Annotated in this window: 12 protein-coding genes, 1 pseudogene and 1 riboswitch; of the genes and pseudogenes, 10 read left to right on the top strand and 3 right to left on the bottom strand. The window is 70.8% G+C overall.

Annotation, left to right across the window (positions count from 1 at the left end):
* Positions 1-145: 145 nt before the first annotated feature.
* From glyA to gcvT, 3 genes are all read right to left on the bottom strand, one after another.
* Positions 146-1,408: a serine hydroxymethyltransferase gene (gene glyA / locus PZB77_RS08540; RefSeq protein ID WP_275491961.1), complete on the bottom strand. Its 1,263-nt coding sequence runs from the start codon at positions 1,406-1,408 to the stop codon at positions 146-148.
* 18 nt (positions 1,409-1,426) lie between these two features.
* A complete protein-coding gene (gene gcvH, locus PZB77_RS08535; RefSeq protein WP_275491960.1) occupies positions 1,427-1,804 on the bottom strand; it encodes a glycine cleavage system protein GcvH in 378 nt (125 codons plus the stop codon).
* A gap of 112 nt (positions 1,805-1,916) precedes the next feature.
* Positions 1,917-3,032: a glycine cleavage system aminomethyltransferase GcvT gene (gene gcvT / locus PZB77_RS08530; protein ID WP_275491959.1), complete on the bottom strand. Its 1,116-nt coding sequence runs from the start codon at positions 3,030-3,032 to the stop codon at positions 1,917-1,919.
* Positions 3,033-3,180: 148 nt separating this feature from the next.
* A riboswitch (glycine riboswitch) is annotated at positions 3,181-3,278 on the bottom strand.
* Between the two features lie 170 nt (positions 3,279-3,448).
* Here gcvT and PZB77_RS08525 point away from each other — a divergent pair.
* From PZB77_RS08525 to PZB77_RS08480, 10 genes and pseudogenes are all read left to right on the top strand, one after another.
* Positions 3,449-4,093 (top strand): annotated as a pseudogene (locus tag PZB77_RS08525) (AAA family ATPase); the annotation flags it as partial.
* 185 nt (positions 4,094-4,278) lie between these two features.
* Positions 4,279-5,058, top strand: a complete 780-nt coding sequence (locus PZB77_RS08520) for an enhanced serine sensitivity protein SseB (protein ID WP_275491958.1) — start codon at positions 4,279-4,281, stop codon at positions 5,056-5,058.
* Positions 5,059-5,234: 176 nt separating this feature from the next.
* On the top strand, positions 5,235-6,020 hold the full coding sequence (locus PZB77_RS08515; protein ID WP_275491957.1) for an enhanced serine sensitivity protein SseB C-terminal domain-containing protein: 786 nt from the start codon (positions 5,235-5,237) through the stop codon (positions 6,018-6,020).
* Between the two features lie 531 nt (positions 6,021-6,551).
* The gene (locus PZB77_RS08510) at positions 6,552-7,553 is read left to right on the top strand and encodes an ABC transporter permease (RefSeq protein ID WP_275491956.1); all 1,002 of its coding nucleotides are present in this window, start codon (positions 6,552-6,554) and stop codon (positions 7,551-7,553) included.
* Between the two features lie 57 nt (positions 7,554-7,610).
* Complete coding sequence (locus PZB77_RS08505) at positions 7,611-9,407, top strand: ABC transporter substrate-binding protein (protein WP_275495967.1); 1,797 nt, start codon at positions 7,611-7,613, stop codon at positions 9,405-9,407.
* Positions 9,408-9,523: 116 nt separating this feature from the next.
* On the top strand, positions 9,524-10,522 hold the full coding sequence (locus tag PZB77_RS08500) for an ABC transporter permease (protein WP_275491955.1): 999 nt from the start codon (positions 9,524-9,526) through the stop codon (positions 10,520-10,522).
* Positions 10,519-11,616, top strand: coding sequence for an ABC transporter ATP-binding protein (locus PZB77_RS08495; RefSeq protein WP_275491954.1), 1,098 nt, complete (start codon positions 10,519-10,521; stop codon positions 11,614-11,616). Before PZB77_RS08500 ends, PZB77_RS08495 begins: the two co-directional genes overlap by 4 nt.
* A gap of 80 nt (positions 11,617-11,696) precedes the next feature.
* Positions 11,697-12,989 (top strand): dipeptide ABC transporter ATP-binding protein, encoded by a 1,293-nt coding sequence (locus PZB77_RS08490; protein ID WP_275495966.1) that lies wholly within the window; start codon positions 11,697-11,699, stop codon positions 12,987-12,989.
* Positions 12,990-13,007: 18 nt separating this feature from the next.
* Positions 13,008-13,679 (top strand): trimeric intracellular cation channel family protein, encoded by a 672-nt coding sequence (locus tag PZB77_RS08485; protein WP_275491953.1) that lies wholly within the window; start codon positions 13,008-13,010, stop codon positions 13,677-13,679.
* Between the two features lie 123 nt (positions 13,680-13,802).
* On the top strand, positions 13,803-14,702 hold the full coding sequence (locus PZB77_RS08480; protein ID WP_275491952.1) for a thioesterase family protein: 900 nt from the start codon (positions 13,803-13,805) through the stop codon (positions 14,700-14,702).
* The last annotated feature ends 170 nt before the right edge of the window (positions 14,703-14,872 follow it).

Raw genomic sequence — 14,872 nt, 5'->3', positions numbered from 1 at the left:
ACGAAAGAGGGGGGTGTGCCGAGAAAGGGCGTGAGGGGACCCGGCCGCGGAACGGGGCGGGGCACCGCGCTCACCTTCCAGTGTGCGCGATGCCCCGCCCGACCTGCGAAGAACGCTGTGGCACCGCCCGTGACCGGGCGGCTCCCTACTTCGTCAGGCCGGGGTACAGCGGGAACTTCTCGGCCAGCGCGACGACGCGGGCCTTCAGGTCCTCGGCGTCGTACGCGGGCTTCAACGCCGAGGCGATGATCTCCGCCACCTCGGTGAAGTCCTCGGTCCGGAAACCGCGGGTGGCCAGGGCCGGCGTACCGATACGCAGGCCGGAGGTGACCATCGGCGGGCGCGGGTCGTTCGGGACGGCGTTCCGGTTGACCGTGATGCCGATCTCGTGGAGCCGGTCCTCGGCCTGCTGACCGTCGAGCTCGGAGTTGCGCAGGTCCACCAGGACCAGGTGCACGTCGGTGCCGCCGGAGAGGACGGAGACGCCCACCTCGGTGACGTCCGGCTGGATCAGGCGCTCGGCGAGGATGCGGGCGCCGTCCAGGGTGCGCTGCTGGCGCTCCTTGAACTCCTCCGAGGCCGCGATCTTGAACGACACGGCCTTGGCCGCGATCACGTGCTCCAGCGGACCGCCCTGCTGACCCGGGAAGACCGCCGAGTTGATCTTCTTGGCGAGTTCCTGGGTGGAGAGGATCACGCCACCGCGCGGACCACCGAGGGTCTTGTGCGTGGTGGTGGTGACGACGTGGGCGTGCGGCACCGGGCTCGGGTGCAGACCCGCGGCGACCAGACCCGCGAAGTGCGCCATGTCGACCATCAGGTACGCGCCGACCTGGTCCGCGATGCGGCGGAAGGCGGCGAAGTCCAGCTGGCGCGGGTAGGCGGACCAGCCGGCCACGATCAGCTTCGGCTGGGACTCCTTGGCGAGGCGCTCCACCTCGTCCATGTCCACGACGCCGGTCTCGTCGACGTGGTATGGGACGACGTTGTAGAGCTTGCCGGAGAAGTTGATCTTCATGCCGTGGGTCAGGTGACCACCGTGGGCCAGGTTCAGGCCCATGATCGTGTCGCCCGGCTTGAGCAGCGCGAACATCGCGGCGGCGTTGGCCTGCGCACCGGAGTGCGGCTGGACGTTCGCGGCCTCGGCGCCGAAGAGCGCCTTGATGCGGTCGATCGCGATCTGCTCGACGACGTCGACGTGCTCGCAGCCACCGTAGTAGCGGCGGCCCGGGTAGCCCTCGGCGTACTTGTTGGTGAGGACGGAGCCCTGCGCCTCCATGACGGCGACCGGAGCGAAGTTCTCCGAGGCGATCATCTCGAGGGTGGACTGCTGGCGGTGGAGCTCGGCGTCGACAGCGGCGGCGACGTCCGGGTCCAGCTCGTGGAGGGAGGAGTTGAGAAGCGACATCAGGCGGTCCCTTGGGTCTCAGTTGCCGGAGAACTCGGTGTATTCGTCGGCGGTGAGCAGATCCCCCGGCTCCCCCGCGATGCGTACCTTGAACAGCCAGCCGCCCTCGAAGGGGGCGGAGTTGACCAGGGACGGGTCGTCCACCACGTCCTGGTTCGCCGCGGTGACCTCGCCGGTGACCGGCGAGTACAGGTCGCTGACCGACTTGGTCGACTCCAGCTCGCCGCAGGTCTCACCCGCGGTCACCGTGTCACCGACCTCCGGGAGCTGGACGAAGACGACGTCGCCGAGTGCGTTGGCCGCGTGCTCGGTGATGCCCACGGTGGCCTCGCCGTCCTCGACGGCCGACAGCCACTCGTGCTCCTTGCTGTACCGCAGCTGCTGGGGGTTGCTCATGACCTGAATTCTCCTGTACGTGGATGGGTGCTGGTGTACGGGGTCTTACGGGGTGAGACGCGACTGCGTCACGTCCGGCCGGCCGGGCGGGGGCGCGCTGGCCCCACCAGGCCTACTTCCGGCGCTTGTAGAACGGCAGGGCCACGACCGCGTACGGCTCGTGTGTGCCCCGGACGTCCACGCCGACACCCTCGGTGCCGGGCGCGGCGAAGGCGGCGTCCACGTACGCCATGGCGATCGGCTTGCCCAGCGTCGGCGACGGGGCGCCGGAGGTGACCTCGCCGATCACCTTGCCGTCCGCGACGACGGGGTACCCGGCGCGCGGCACCCGACGACCCTCGGCGACCAGGCCGACGAGCGTGCGGGGCGGGGCGGTCGCGGCACGCTCGGCGGCCGCGGCGAGGGCCTCCCGGCCCACGAAGTCGCCCTCCTTCTCGAACTTCACGACCCGGCCGAGACCCGCGTCGAACGGGGTCAGCGCGGTCGTCAGCTCGTGCCCGTACAGCGGCATGCCCGCCTCCAGGCGCAGCGTGTCGCGGCAGGACAGCCCGCAGGGGATCAGGCCGTGCGGGGCGCCGGCCTCGGTGAGGGCCTGCCAGAGCTGCTCGGCGTGCTCGGGCGCGACGAAGAGTTCGAAGCCGTCCTCGCCGGTGTAGCCGGTGCGGGCGATGAGCGCGGGGACGCCGGCGACCGTGCCCGGCAGGCCCGCGTAGTACTTCAGCCCGTCCAGGTCGGCGTCGGTGACTGCCTTGAGGACGGCGGGGGACTCGGGGCCCTGGACGGCGATCAGCGCGTACGCGTCGCGGTCGTCGCGCACCTCGGCGTCGAAGCCGCCGACGCGCTCGGTCAGCGTGTCCAGGACCCGCTGGGCGTTGCCGGCGTTGGCGACCACGAGGTACTCGGTCTCCGCCAGGCGGTAGACGATCAGGTCGTCCAGGATGCCGCCGTCCTCACGGACGATCATCGTGTAGCGGGCCCGGCCGACGCCGACGGTACCGATGTTGCCGACCAGCGCGTGGTCGAGGAAACCGACCGCGCCGGGTCCGGTGACGGTGATCTCGCCCATGTGGGAGAGGTCGAAGAGCCCGGCGCGGGTGCGGACCGCGTGGTGCTCGTCCCGTTCACTGGCGTAGCGCAGGGGCATGTCCCACCCCGCGAAGTCGGTCATGGTCGCGCCCAGGGAACGATGCAGCGCATCGAGGGCGGTCGTACGGGGGAGAGTGCTCATAGGGTGTGGCTCCCAGGGCGAAGGGCATGACGACGAGGACGGTCCCTCCCCATCTGTCATCGGAACCTGAGAGGTTCGCCGAAAGGCCCCTGACGGGTCGGCTTGCACCTTGGGTGGAGCCGGAGACCGGCTCGCTTTTCAGATCTGCCTCATCCACGCGGTACGGGGCCTGAGAGATTCAAGGGAGGAACTTGCTCCTTCGGCGCCCGGCACACACGGTGGCCGGAGCTCTCCCGCGTGGATTCAAACGGCCGGTATGCAGTTGCGGGCCCATCATCGCACGCAGGGCGGACGGCTGCGGTGCCCGGTACCCCTGCAGTACCCCTGCCCGGCCTCCCGCTCCGGGCGGTTGCTCCGCATTACCTTTTCTTTACACTTTGTGATCAGGTGTGGGTGACTCGACAGGGGGAGTGCCGATGTCGTGGCGACCGTACGCGGGGGTGGTGCGGCGGGCGGTCCCGGCGCGGTGGGCGGCGCCCGCCGTGAAGGGCGGGCCGTCGGCCGTGCGGGACCTGCGGGGCGGGACGGGGGACGGGGCGCGCCGACTGGAATTCTCCCCCGGTGACGTCGTCGTGGTCTCCGGGCTGCCCGGCAGCGGGAAATCCACGCTGATCCGGCGCACGGTGACCGCCCGCGCCATCGACTCCCAGGACAGCCGGGACCGCTTCGCGGCGCTCCTGCCCCGCTTACTTCCGTACGCCCTCTACCGTCCCCTGGTCCGGGTCTCCCACTACTACGGGCTCTTCCGCGCGCTCCGGTCCGGCGAGGCGGTCGTCGTGCACGACTGCGGTACGCAGGCCTGGGTGCGCCGACGCCTGGCGCGCCACGCCGTGCGCCGGGGCCGCACCCTCCATCTGGTGCTCCTCGACGTGACGCCCGAGACGGCCAGGGAGGGCCAGCGCGAACGGGGCCGCGGCGTCTCCGGGTACGCCTTCGCCCGGCACCGGCGCGCGATCGCCCGGCTGCTGCGCGACGCGGAGGACGGCCGGCTGCCGCCGGGCTGCGCCGCCGCAGTGCTGCTGGACCGCCGGGCGGCCGCGGCGCTGCGGTCCATCGCCTTCCCGGTGGCCGTCGACGCGCCGGTTGCCGGGGTGCCGGTGGTGGAGGCGGGCGTGGGGGAGGTGGCGGCCGGGGTGCCCGGAATGCGGGAGAGCGCCGGGGACGGCAGCGTGACCGGGACGCCGGGGCCCCGCGCCGGTTAGGGTTTCTGCCGCAGGACCCCGGTCGACCAGAGGACGCAGAGGCAGTGGACATCCCGGCACCGACGCAGCCCCACCCGCTCCAGGGGTGGCCGGCGAACGAGTTCGAAGAAGTGCTCAGCGCCTCGCTGGGCGTCCCCGAGGCGGGTGGCCGGCTGGTCGAGGTGCTCGGCCGCAGCCAGCTCTGGATTCCGCTGCCGGGCGGCGGCAGCCCCGCGGACGCCGACCTCGACCTGCCGACGATCGAACTCGACGGAGCCGCGTTCGTCCCCGTCTTCAGCTCCGAGGCGCAGTTCCTCGGTTGCGTCGGCACCCACCTCTCCTTCGCCGTCGCCCCCGCCCGGGAGTTCGCACGCGGACTCCCCCCGCAGGTGGGCATCGCGGTGAACCCCGGCGGCGCGGTCGGCCTGCCGCTGCCCCCCGCCGCCGTCGCCGAGCTCTGCCGCGCCGGGCGGACCCCGCTGGACGGGCCCGCCGGCGGTGGCCGGGTGCGGCTGTGGGAGCCGGACTGGAAGGAGGAGCCGGTCGACTTCCTCGCCGCCGTGTCGGCGGAGTTCCGGCGGACCGGGGCGGTCGCCACGGCCCGACGGGCCCTGGCCAGCATCGAGGGGGGCGACCCCGTCCTCTTCGTCGGTGTCACCGGGGTCCGGGGCGCGGCCTGGGAGGAGGCCGCGCAGAGCGTGCCGATGGACGCGCTGGGCCGCGCGCTCGGCCACGTGGGGGTGGCGTGGCCGGTCAACCTCGTCCTGCTCGACGCGGCCCAGGACCCCGTCGCCGACTGGATGGTGGAGAAGGTCCGGCCCTTCTTCCAGCAGGACGCCGACTGACCCGGGGCGCACGGCCGGCCGCGCCCCGCACCGCGGCCCGCCGCGCCCGGCATGTCGCACGGTGACGTCAAGTCGGTGTCAGTGAGGGCGCATAAGCTGGTTTGATGGCGAGGTCGCTCCCGCGGGCCCGGGGGCGACCGCGCGACACGATGGATCGACGAGGGGCGGGACCCAGGGTGAGTGCGTCAGGCACGGCGGCGGCCGGGCAGGTCGAGCACATGCTGCGCCAGGTGACCCCCGGGCGCTTCGACGCGTACGAGGAGCTGCTCAGGGCCCTCTCGGACGGCCAGGTCTGGATGCTGCTCTGGCACGGCACGGCCGGCTCCCCGGACGCCCAGTACGGCAACATCGAGGTCGGCGGCCTCGGTTACGCCCCCTGCGTGACCTCCGCCCAGGAGCTCGCGGCCAGTGGCTGGAACCGTGCGCACGAGGTGATCACCGGCCGGGAGATCGCCCGTTCCCTCTTCCCCGACCATTGGGGCATCTGGCTCAATCCGCACACCCCCGGGGGCGGCGTCGGCATCCCCTGGCTCGATCTGCGCCGGATCGCCACCGGCCTCGACCGGCTCCCCGCCGGCCCGCTCACCCTCTCCGAACCGGCCGTCGACATCCCGCAGTTCTACGCGCTGCTGTCGCAGAACGCCCACCGCACCCCGGCCGTCCGTTCGCTGCGCCGCGCCTGGGTGCGGCCGGCGCTCGGGGCCCCGTACCTCGCCATCGGACTCGACCTCTACGACACCGGGCGGACGGCGGTGGAGTCGGCGCGCGCGATGATGGGCCAGACGATCGGCGCCGTCCCGGACGGGCTCCCCGTCTCCACGGTCGCGATGTCCGACGACTACGACCCGGTCGCGATGTGGCTCCGCGCCAACTCCCGTCCGTTCTACGACCGGGAAGCGCACGCGCAGCCCGTCGCGCCGCCCTCCCGCGCCCCCGGTTACGGCTACCCGCCCGCCTACTGACGGGTCACCCCCGCCCCGCGGCTCCCCGCCCGCGCGGCGGTGCCCCGCCCCGCCGTGGACCCGCGCACCCCCGGCACGGGAACCATGACCTGCTGCTTTTCAGCCACTTGCGGTCCCTGGCCCCGTCGGGACGCGCCCTTGCCCTGTCCGTCAACGGCGGTTGTGTGTGGTTCCGGTGCTGTTCCGCCGCGGGACGGTGAACGCGGTGCTTGATGGGTACATCGTCCTCATGCGCGCCATGTCCCGCTCTGCCCACTCGTGGCAGCCGAAGCGGTGTTGTTGCGCATCCGTACCCATTTTCTTTTCAATTATGTTGCGTCCGGGGGTCGTTCACCGGCGTCCGGATAACGGATCGACCACCTCGGATCACGGTTAGGCATCCATTCGCCGTCAAGTCTGGCAACAGATCACGGCGGGGATGAAGACTCCCGCTCCAAGGGGCGATCCGTCCCGCGTCACCACGGACGAGTACCGCCGCCACCGCGGCAAGTGTGTGCCGGCCACCGCCGGTTGAGAGGGGTCCCTGCCACGATGACGGCACCACTGCACGAGCCGACGACGGAAGCGGCCCCCCCGGCGGGACACGAAGCGGGCATCGCGCCCGAAAAGGCGGTGCAGGGCCGTTCCCTGGGCCGCATCGCCTGGGAGCGGCTGAAGCGGGACAAGCTGGCCCTCGGCGGCGGCGTCGTGGTGCTGTTGCTGGTCGTCGTCGCCCTGCTGGCGCCCCTGATCACCCACCTGGTCGGCCAGTCCCCGTACGACCACCACGAAGACCTGATCGACCCGCTGTTCTCGACGCCCACCGGCTCCTACGGAGCGATCAGCGGCGAGCACTGGTTCGGCGTGGAGCCGGTCAACGGCCGTGACATCTTCGCCCGCATCGTCTACGGCGCCCGGGTCTCGCTGCTCGTCGGCTTCCTCTCCGCCGTCGTCGCGGTCGTGCTCGGCACCGTGCTCGGCGTGCTGGCCGGATTCTTCGGCGGCTGGCTGGACGCGCTCATCAGCCGCGTGATGGACATGCTGCTCTCCTTCCCGCAGCTGCTCTTCATCATCGCCCTGGTGTCCGTGATGCCCAACGAGCTCCTGGGGCTGACCGGTTCCGGCGTCCGCCTCTTCGTGATGATCCTCGTCATCGGGTTCTTCGGCTGGCCCTACGTCGGGCGGGTGGTGCGCGGGCAGACCCTCTCCCTGCGCGAACGGGAGTACGTGGACGCGGCGCGCAGTCTGGGCGCCGGGCGGTTCTACATCCTCTTCAAGGAGCTGCTGCCCAACCTGGTGGCGCCGATCGTCGTCTACGCCACGATGATGATCCCCACCAACATCCTGACCGAGGCGGCCCTGAGCTTCCTGGGCGTCGGAGTGAAGCCGCCCTCCGCCTCCTGGGGCCAGATGCTGTCGTCCGCTCTGAGCTACTACGAGTCCGACCCGATGTACATGATCATTCCGGGCGTGGCGATCTTCATCACCGTCCTCTCCTTCAACCTCTTCGGCGACGGCGTGCGTGACGCGCTCGACCCGAAGGGTTCTCGCTGACTGCCGTACCACGGAGCCCGTGCACCGCACGGGCCGATCTACACACGGAGGATCCGAATCGTGACGACTCGACGGAACACACGGCGCAAGCAGGCCGTGGCCGCTGCTGCCGTGGTCGCGGCCCTGCTCTCGACGGCCGCCTGCGGCGGCGGGGGCGACGACGACAACGGCAAGGACGGCGGCGGTTCCGCGTCCGCGGCCGGTTTCGACGCGGCGAACAACAAGGTCGCCAACGCTTCGACGAAGGCGGGCGGCGAGCTGAAGTTCGCCGGTGTCCAGGACGCCGACTCCTGGGACCCGACGCGTGGTTACTACGGTTTCGTGTGGAACTTCATGCGCTACTACAGCCGCCAGCTGGTCACCAGCAAGACGGCTCCCGGCGCCGGCGGCACCGAGCTCACCCCGGACCTCGCCACCGAGCGCGCGAAGATCACGGACGACGGCAAGACCTACACGTACACCCTGCGCGACGGGGTCACGTGGGAGGACGGCAAGCCGATCACCGCGCAGGACGTCAAGTACGGCATCGAGCGCCAGTGGGCCCAGGACGTGCTCTCCGGCGGCCCGGTCTACCTGCGTGACATCCTCGACCCCAAGGGCGAGTACAAGGGTCCGTACAAGGACACCTCCGCCGACCACCTGGGTCTGAAGGCGATCGACACGCCCGACGAGAAGACGATCGTCTTCCACCTGCCGACCGCCAACAGCGACTTCGAGGAGATCCTCGCGCTGACCTCGTCCTCGCCGGTCCGGCAGGACAAGGACACCAAGTCGAAGTACGGCCTCAAGCCGTTCTCCTCGGGCCCGTACAAGTTCCAGTCGTACACCCCGAACAAGTCCGTCGTGCTGGTGCGCAACGAGAACTGGAAGCAGGCGTCCGACCCGGTCCGCAAGGCGCTGCCGGACAAGGTCTCGCTGACCCTGTTCTCCAACGCGGACGACATGGACAACAAGCTGCTCAGCGGCGAGTACGACCTCGACATCAACCAGACGGGTCTCTCCCCGCAGGGCCGCACCAAGGCGCTCAAGGAGTACAAGGAGAACCTGGACAACCCGGTCTCCGGCTACATCCGCTACGCCGTCTTCCCGCAGACCGTCGCGCCGTTCGACAACATCCACTGCCGCAAGGCCGTGATCTACGGAGCCGACCACAAGTCGCTCCAGACCGCGCGCGGCGGCCCGGTCGCCGGTGGCGACATCGGCACCAACATGCTGCCCCCGTCGGTGCCCGGCTCCGAGGGCCAGAAGTACGACCCGTACGGCTTCACCGCCAACGACGGCGCCGCGGACGTCACCAAGGCCAAGCAAGAGCTGGCCGCCTGCGGCAAGCCGAACGGCTTCTCCACCACCATCGCGGTCCGCAACAACAAGCCCGTCGAGGTGGCCACCGCCGAGTCGCTCCAGGCGTCCCTGGCCAAGGTCGGCATCAAGGTCGACATCGACCAGTTCGACGGTGCGCAGACCTCGGGCATCATCGGAAACCCGACCGTGGTGAAGCAGAAGGGCTACGGCATCATCATCATGGGCTGGGGTCCCGACTTCCCCTCGGTCCAGGGCTTCGGCCAGCCCCTCTGGGACAGCAGCTACATCCTGGAGAGCGGTAACAACAACTTCGCCATGATCGACGACAAGGCGATCGACGCGAACTTCGACAAGTACTCCGTCGAGCTCGACGACGCGAAGAAGACCGCGCTCTCCACCGCGATCAACCACCAGGTGATGGAGGGCGGTTACTACCTGCCCTTCGTCTTCGAGAAGTTCATCAACTTCCGCTCCTCGCGCCTGACGAACGTCTACACCACTGACGCGTACAGCGGTATGTACGACTTCGCCAGCCTGGGCGTCGAGAAGTAATCATTCCCCCGGCACACCCGCCGAACGGCACGAAAGGCAGGTGAAGGCCGGAGCGGTAAGACCGCGGGCCACCGGACGACCTCCGGTGGCCCGCGGTCCCCGCCGGGCCGAGAGCAGTGCTCACATACCTCATCAGGCGGCTGCTGGCCGCCGCAGTGATGCTGATCGTCATCATCGTGGTGGTCTTCAGCATCTTCTTCCTCATCCCCAAGTGGACGGGTGTCGACCCGGCCACGATGTACGTGGGCAAGACGTCGGACGCCGCGGCCGTCGAAGGCATACGGCAGAAGCTCCACTTGGCCGAACCGATCTACGTTCAGGTCTGGGAGTTCTTCAAGGGCATCTTCGTCGGGCGCACCTACTCCGGCGGCGGCGACGTCACCGACTGTGCCGCGCCCTGCTTCGGCTACTCCTTCCGCAGTGAGCAGGCCATCTGGCCGGTCATCACCGACCGGCTGCCGGTGACCCTCTCGCTCGCCCTCGGCGCGGCCGTGCTGTGGCTGCTGGCCGGCGTCTCGGCGGGTGTGCTCTCGGCGCTCAAGCGCGGTTCGGTCTGGGACCGTTCGGCCATGGTCGTCGCCCTCTCGGGCGTCTCGCTGCCGATCTTCTTCACCGCCATGCTGTCGCTGGGCATCTTCGACTACGGCCTCGGCTGGATCGACTCCGGGTTCGTCCCTCTGGAGGAGAGCGTCGGCGGCTGGTTCCAGGGGCTGTTGCTGCCCTGGGTCACCCTCGCCTTCCTCTACGCGGCGATGTACGCCCGCATCACCAGGGCCACCATGCTCGAAGTGATGGGCGAGGACTACATCCGCACCGCCCGCGCCAAGGGGCTGAGCGAACCGGTGGTCATCGGCAAGCACGCCATGCGCTCCACCATGACGCCCATCCTCACCATGCTCGGCATGGACCTCGGTGCCCTCGTCGGCGGCGCGATCCTCACCGAGACCGCCTTCAGCCTGCCCGGCCTCGGCCAGGCGGTGCTCAAGGCGATCAACGAGCGGGACCTCCCGGTGATCCTCGGCGTCACGCTGATCACCTCACTCGCGGTGATCGTCGCCAACCTCCTCGTGGATGTCCTGTACGCCGTGATCGACCCCCGAGTGAGGCTGTCATGACCGAGCTGAGCAAGAGCGGGACGGCCGCGCCGGAGGCAGCCGCCGCCTCGCGCGCACCCGGCGCCTTCCTCGACGTCCGCGACCTCAAGGTGCACTTCCCGACCGACGACGGACTGGTCAAGTCCGTCGACGGGCTGAGCTTCACGCTGGAGAAGGGCAAGACCCTCGGCATCGTCGGCGAGTCCGGCTCCGGCAAGTCCGTCACCTCGCTCGGCATCATGGGCCTGCACACGGCCGGCCAGTACGGCAAGCGCAAGGCGCGGCTGTCCGGGGAGATCTGGCTGGACGGCACCGAGCTGCTCTCCAGCGACCCGGACGAGGTCCGCAAGCTGCGCGGGCGCAACATGGCGATGATCTTCCAGGACCCGCTCTCCGCGCTGCACCCGTACTTCACGATCGGCAAGCAGATCGTGGAGGCGTACCGGGTCCACCACGACGTGGACAAGAAGACGGCCCGCAGGCGTGCCGTCGAGATGCTCGACCGGGTCGGCATCCCGCAGCCGGACAAGCGGGTGGACAGTTACCCGCACGAGTTCTCCGGCGGGATGCGCCAGCGCGCCATGATCGCGATGTCGCTGGTCAACAACCCCGAACTGCTGATCGCGGACGAGCCGACGACCGCCCTGGACGTCACCGTCCAGGCGCAGATCCTCGACCTGATCCGGGACCTGCAGAAGGAGTTCGGCTCCGCCGTCATCGTCATCACGCACGACCTCGGCGTCGTCGCGGAGCTCGCCGACGACATCCTCGTGATGTACGGCGGCCGCTGCGTCGAGCGCGGACCGGCCGAGAAGGTCTTCTACGAGCCGCGGCACCCCTACACCTGGGGCCTGCTGGGCTCGATGCCGCGCCTGGACCGCGAGCAGACCGACCGCCTGATCCCGGTCAAGGGCTCCCCGCCCTCGTTGATCAACCTGCCGTCCGGATGCGCCTTCAACCCGCGCTGTCCCTACGCGGACGTGCCCAAGGACAACGTCACCCGTACCGTGCGGCCCGAGCTGCTGGAGGTGGAGAGCCGGCACTGGGCGGCCTGCCACCTCCCCGCGGAGCAGCGGGAGCGCATCTGGACCGAAGAGATTGCGCCCAAGCTGTGAGCGACGACGAAGCAGTGACGAGCCGGCCGCACGAGCCGGAAGCGACGGTCGCCGGAGCGACGACGGCCGAGAGCGCGAAGGTGCCCGCACCCCGCGCGGGGAAGGGCGTCGCCCAGGGCGAGGTGCTGCTCCGGGTCAAAGGGCTGGAGAAGCACTTCCCGATCAAGAAGGGCCTGCTCCAGCGCACCAGCGGAGCCGTACGGGCCGTCGACGGGATCGACTTCGAGGTGCGCGCGGGGGAGACCCTGGGCGTCGTCGGCGAGTCCGGCTGCGGCAAGTCGACGATGGGCCGGCTGATCACCCGGCTGCTGGAACCCACGGCGGGCACCGTCGAGTTCGAGGGCACCGACATCACGCACCTCGGCGTCGGCCGGATGCGCCCGTTCCGGCGCGACATGCAGATGATCTTCCAGGACCCGTACTCCTCGCTGAACCCGCGCCACACCATCGGCACCATCGTCAGCGCCCCCTTCAAGCTCCAGGGCGTCTCCCCCGACGGCGGCGTCAAGAAGGAGGTGCAGCGGCTGCTGGAGGTGGTCGGCCTCAACCCCGAGCACTACAACCGCTATCCGCACGAGTTCTCCGGCGGCCAGCGCCAGCGCATCGGCATCGCCCGCGCGCTGGCGCTCAACCCGAAGCTGGTCGTGGCCGACGAGCCCGTCTCCGCCCTGGACGTCTCCATCCAGGCACAGGTGGTGAACCTGCTCGACGACCTCCAGGCCGAGCTGGGCCTCACCTACGTGATCATCGCCCACGACCTGTCGGTGGTCCGGCACGTCTCGGACCGGATCGCGGTGATGTACCTCGGCAAGATCGTGGAGCTCGCCGACCGCGAGTCGCTCTACAAGGCGCCGATGCACCCGTACACCAAGGCCCTGCTCTCCGCCGTGCCGATCCCGGACCCCCGGCGCCGGAACACCAAGAGCGAGCGGATCCTGCTCACCGGCGACGTGCCCTCGCCGATCGCGCCACCGAGCGGCTGCCGCTTCCACACCCGGTGCTGGAAGGCGACGGAGGTCTGCACCACGCAGGAGCCGCCGCTGATCGCGCTGCGGACCGGCCACCAGGTGGCCTGCCACCACCCGGAGAACGCGCCGGACCAGGCTCCGGGCGAGGCGGTGCTGCCCGAGGCGCGCGAAGCGATCGTGACCGTCACGCCGAAGGCCGACGCACCGGAGGCCGACGCACCGGCGACGGTCGTTCCCCGGACGCCGGAGGCCGACGCACCGGAGGCCGACGCACCGGCGGCGGTCGTTCCCCGGACGCCGGAGGCCGCCGCACCGGAGGCCGCGACGCCTCCGCGGACCGGCACCGCCGGTACGCCGGACGCGTCCGGGGCCACCGAGGACACGGGGGAAGGCGCCGAGAAGTAGCACCGGCACAATTGCCCGGTGCTCACCGAACTGTTCACGCCCTCCGTCCAGCACGCGCTCGATGTCGTCGGGATCTTCTTCTTCGCGATCTCCGGCGCTCTGCTCGCCGTACGCAAGAACTTCGATGTCTTCGGCATCGCCGTTCTCGCCGAGGTGACCGCGCTGGGCGGAGGGCTCTTCCGTGACGTGATCATCGGGGCGATCCCGCCGGCCGCCTTCAGCGACCTCGGCTACTTCTTCACCCCGCTGCTCGCCGCGGTCCTGGTCTTCTTCCTCCATCCGCACGTCGAGCGCATCCAGGTCGGCGTCAACGTCTTCGACGCGGCGGGGCTCGGCCTCTTCTGCGTGAGCGGCACGATCAAGGCGCACGACTACGGACTCTCCCTGACCTCCTCCGTCGCACTCGGGCTCGTCACGGCGGTCGGCGGCGGTGTGCTGCGGGACGTCCTGGCCAACGAGGTGCCCTCGCTGCTGCGCTGGGACCGGGACCTGTACGCGGTGCCCGCGATCGTCGGCGCCTCCATGGCCGCGCTCTGCATCCAGTTCGGCGTCCTCGACGGCTGGACCAGCGGCGTCGCCGTCGTCACCGGGTTCGTCCTGCGGCTGCTGGCGATGCGCTTCCACTGGCGGGCGCCGCGCGCGTACAACCGGCGCTCGGCCCGGGGAGAGAGCCGGTCGGCGGCCACCTGAGGCGCCTGCCGGTGGCGGCGGCCCGGGGGAGTGGCCGGCCATCGGCCGGCGGGCCCGGCCCGGGCAGGCATTCCCCACCTAGAAAGCTACCGCTCAGTAACGCTCCGGTGTAGCCTGCACCCCATGGCACAGGCAGCAGCGCACCCGGCACCGACCGGGCAGACGACCGGCGGGCAGGCGGCGATCCTCCGCCGGGCGACCATCGGGGACAGCGAGTTCGACCGGGACACCGCGGTCGTCCGGCGCGAGGAAGGCGTCTACGACGCGGAGCTCTCCGCCGGGTGGACCATCATCCACGCGGTCAACGGCGGCTACCTGCTGGCCCTCCTCGGCCGCGCCCTCGGCGACGCGCTCCCGCACCCCGACCCGTTCTCCGTCACCGCGCACTACCTCACCGCCTCGGTGCCCGGTCCCGCCGTCATCCGCACCGAGGTGGTCCGGGCCGGCCGCACCCTCTCCACGGGCCAGGCGACCCTCTACCAGTACGCCGAGGACGGCAGCGAGGTCGCCCGTATCCGGGTGCTCGCCACCTACGGCGACCTCGACGCCCTCACCGACGAGGTGCGCACCACCGCCCTCCCGCCGGCGATCCCGCCGCGCGACCGGTGCCTCGGCACCGAGGCGGGCGGCGACGTGATCCCCGGCAGCTCCGCCATCACCGAGCGGCTCGACATCCGGCTCGATCCCGCGACCGTGGGCTGGGCCCTCGGGAAGCCGTCCGGCACGGGCGAGATGCGCGGCTGGTTCGGCCTGGCGGACGGCCGTGACGCGGACGCGCTCTCGCTGCTGCTCACCGTCGACGCGCTGCCGCCGACCTCGTTCGAGCTGGGCCTCCAGGGGTGGACCCCCACCGTCGAACTCACCACCCACGTCCGCTGCCGCCCGGCCCCCGGCCCGCTGCGGGTCTCCATCACCACCCGCAACCTGGCGGGCGGCCTGCTGGAGGAGGACGCCGAGGTGTGGGACAGCGCGGACCGGCTCGTCGCCCAGTCCCGCCAGCTCGCCCGGGCACCGCGGGGCTGATCCGCGCCCACCCGCGACCCGTCCGGTGGAGCACCGGGCGGGTCGCGCGCGCTCCGGGCGGTGTCCGGCGGATCATGGCCGGGTTCCTGAACCGCCGGACGCCGCCCCGCGGGGAGAGCACGCCGGGCACCGTCCTGACGTGCCGTTTGCCCCTGGCGCTCCCGGGTACC

This window comes from Streptomyces sp. AM 2-1-1 (assembly GCF_029167645.1).
GTDB lineage: Bacteria > Actinomycetota > Actinomycetes > Streptomycetales > Streptomycetaceae > Streptomyces.
The sequence above is the reverse complement of the archived record's forward strand: the minus strand, read 5'-3'. Positions and strand labels throughout refer to the sequence as shown.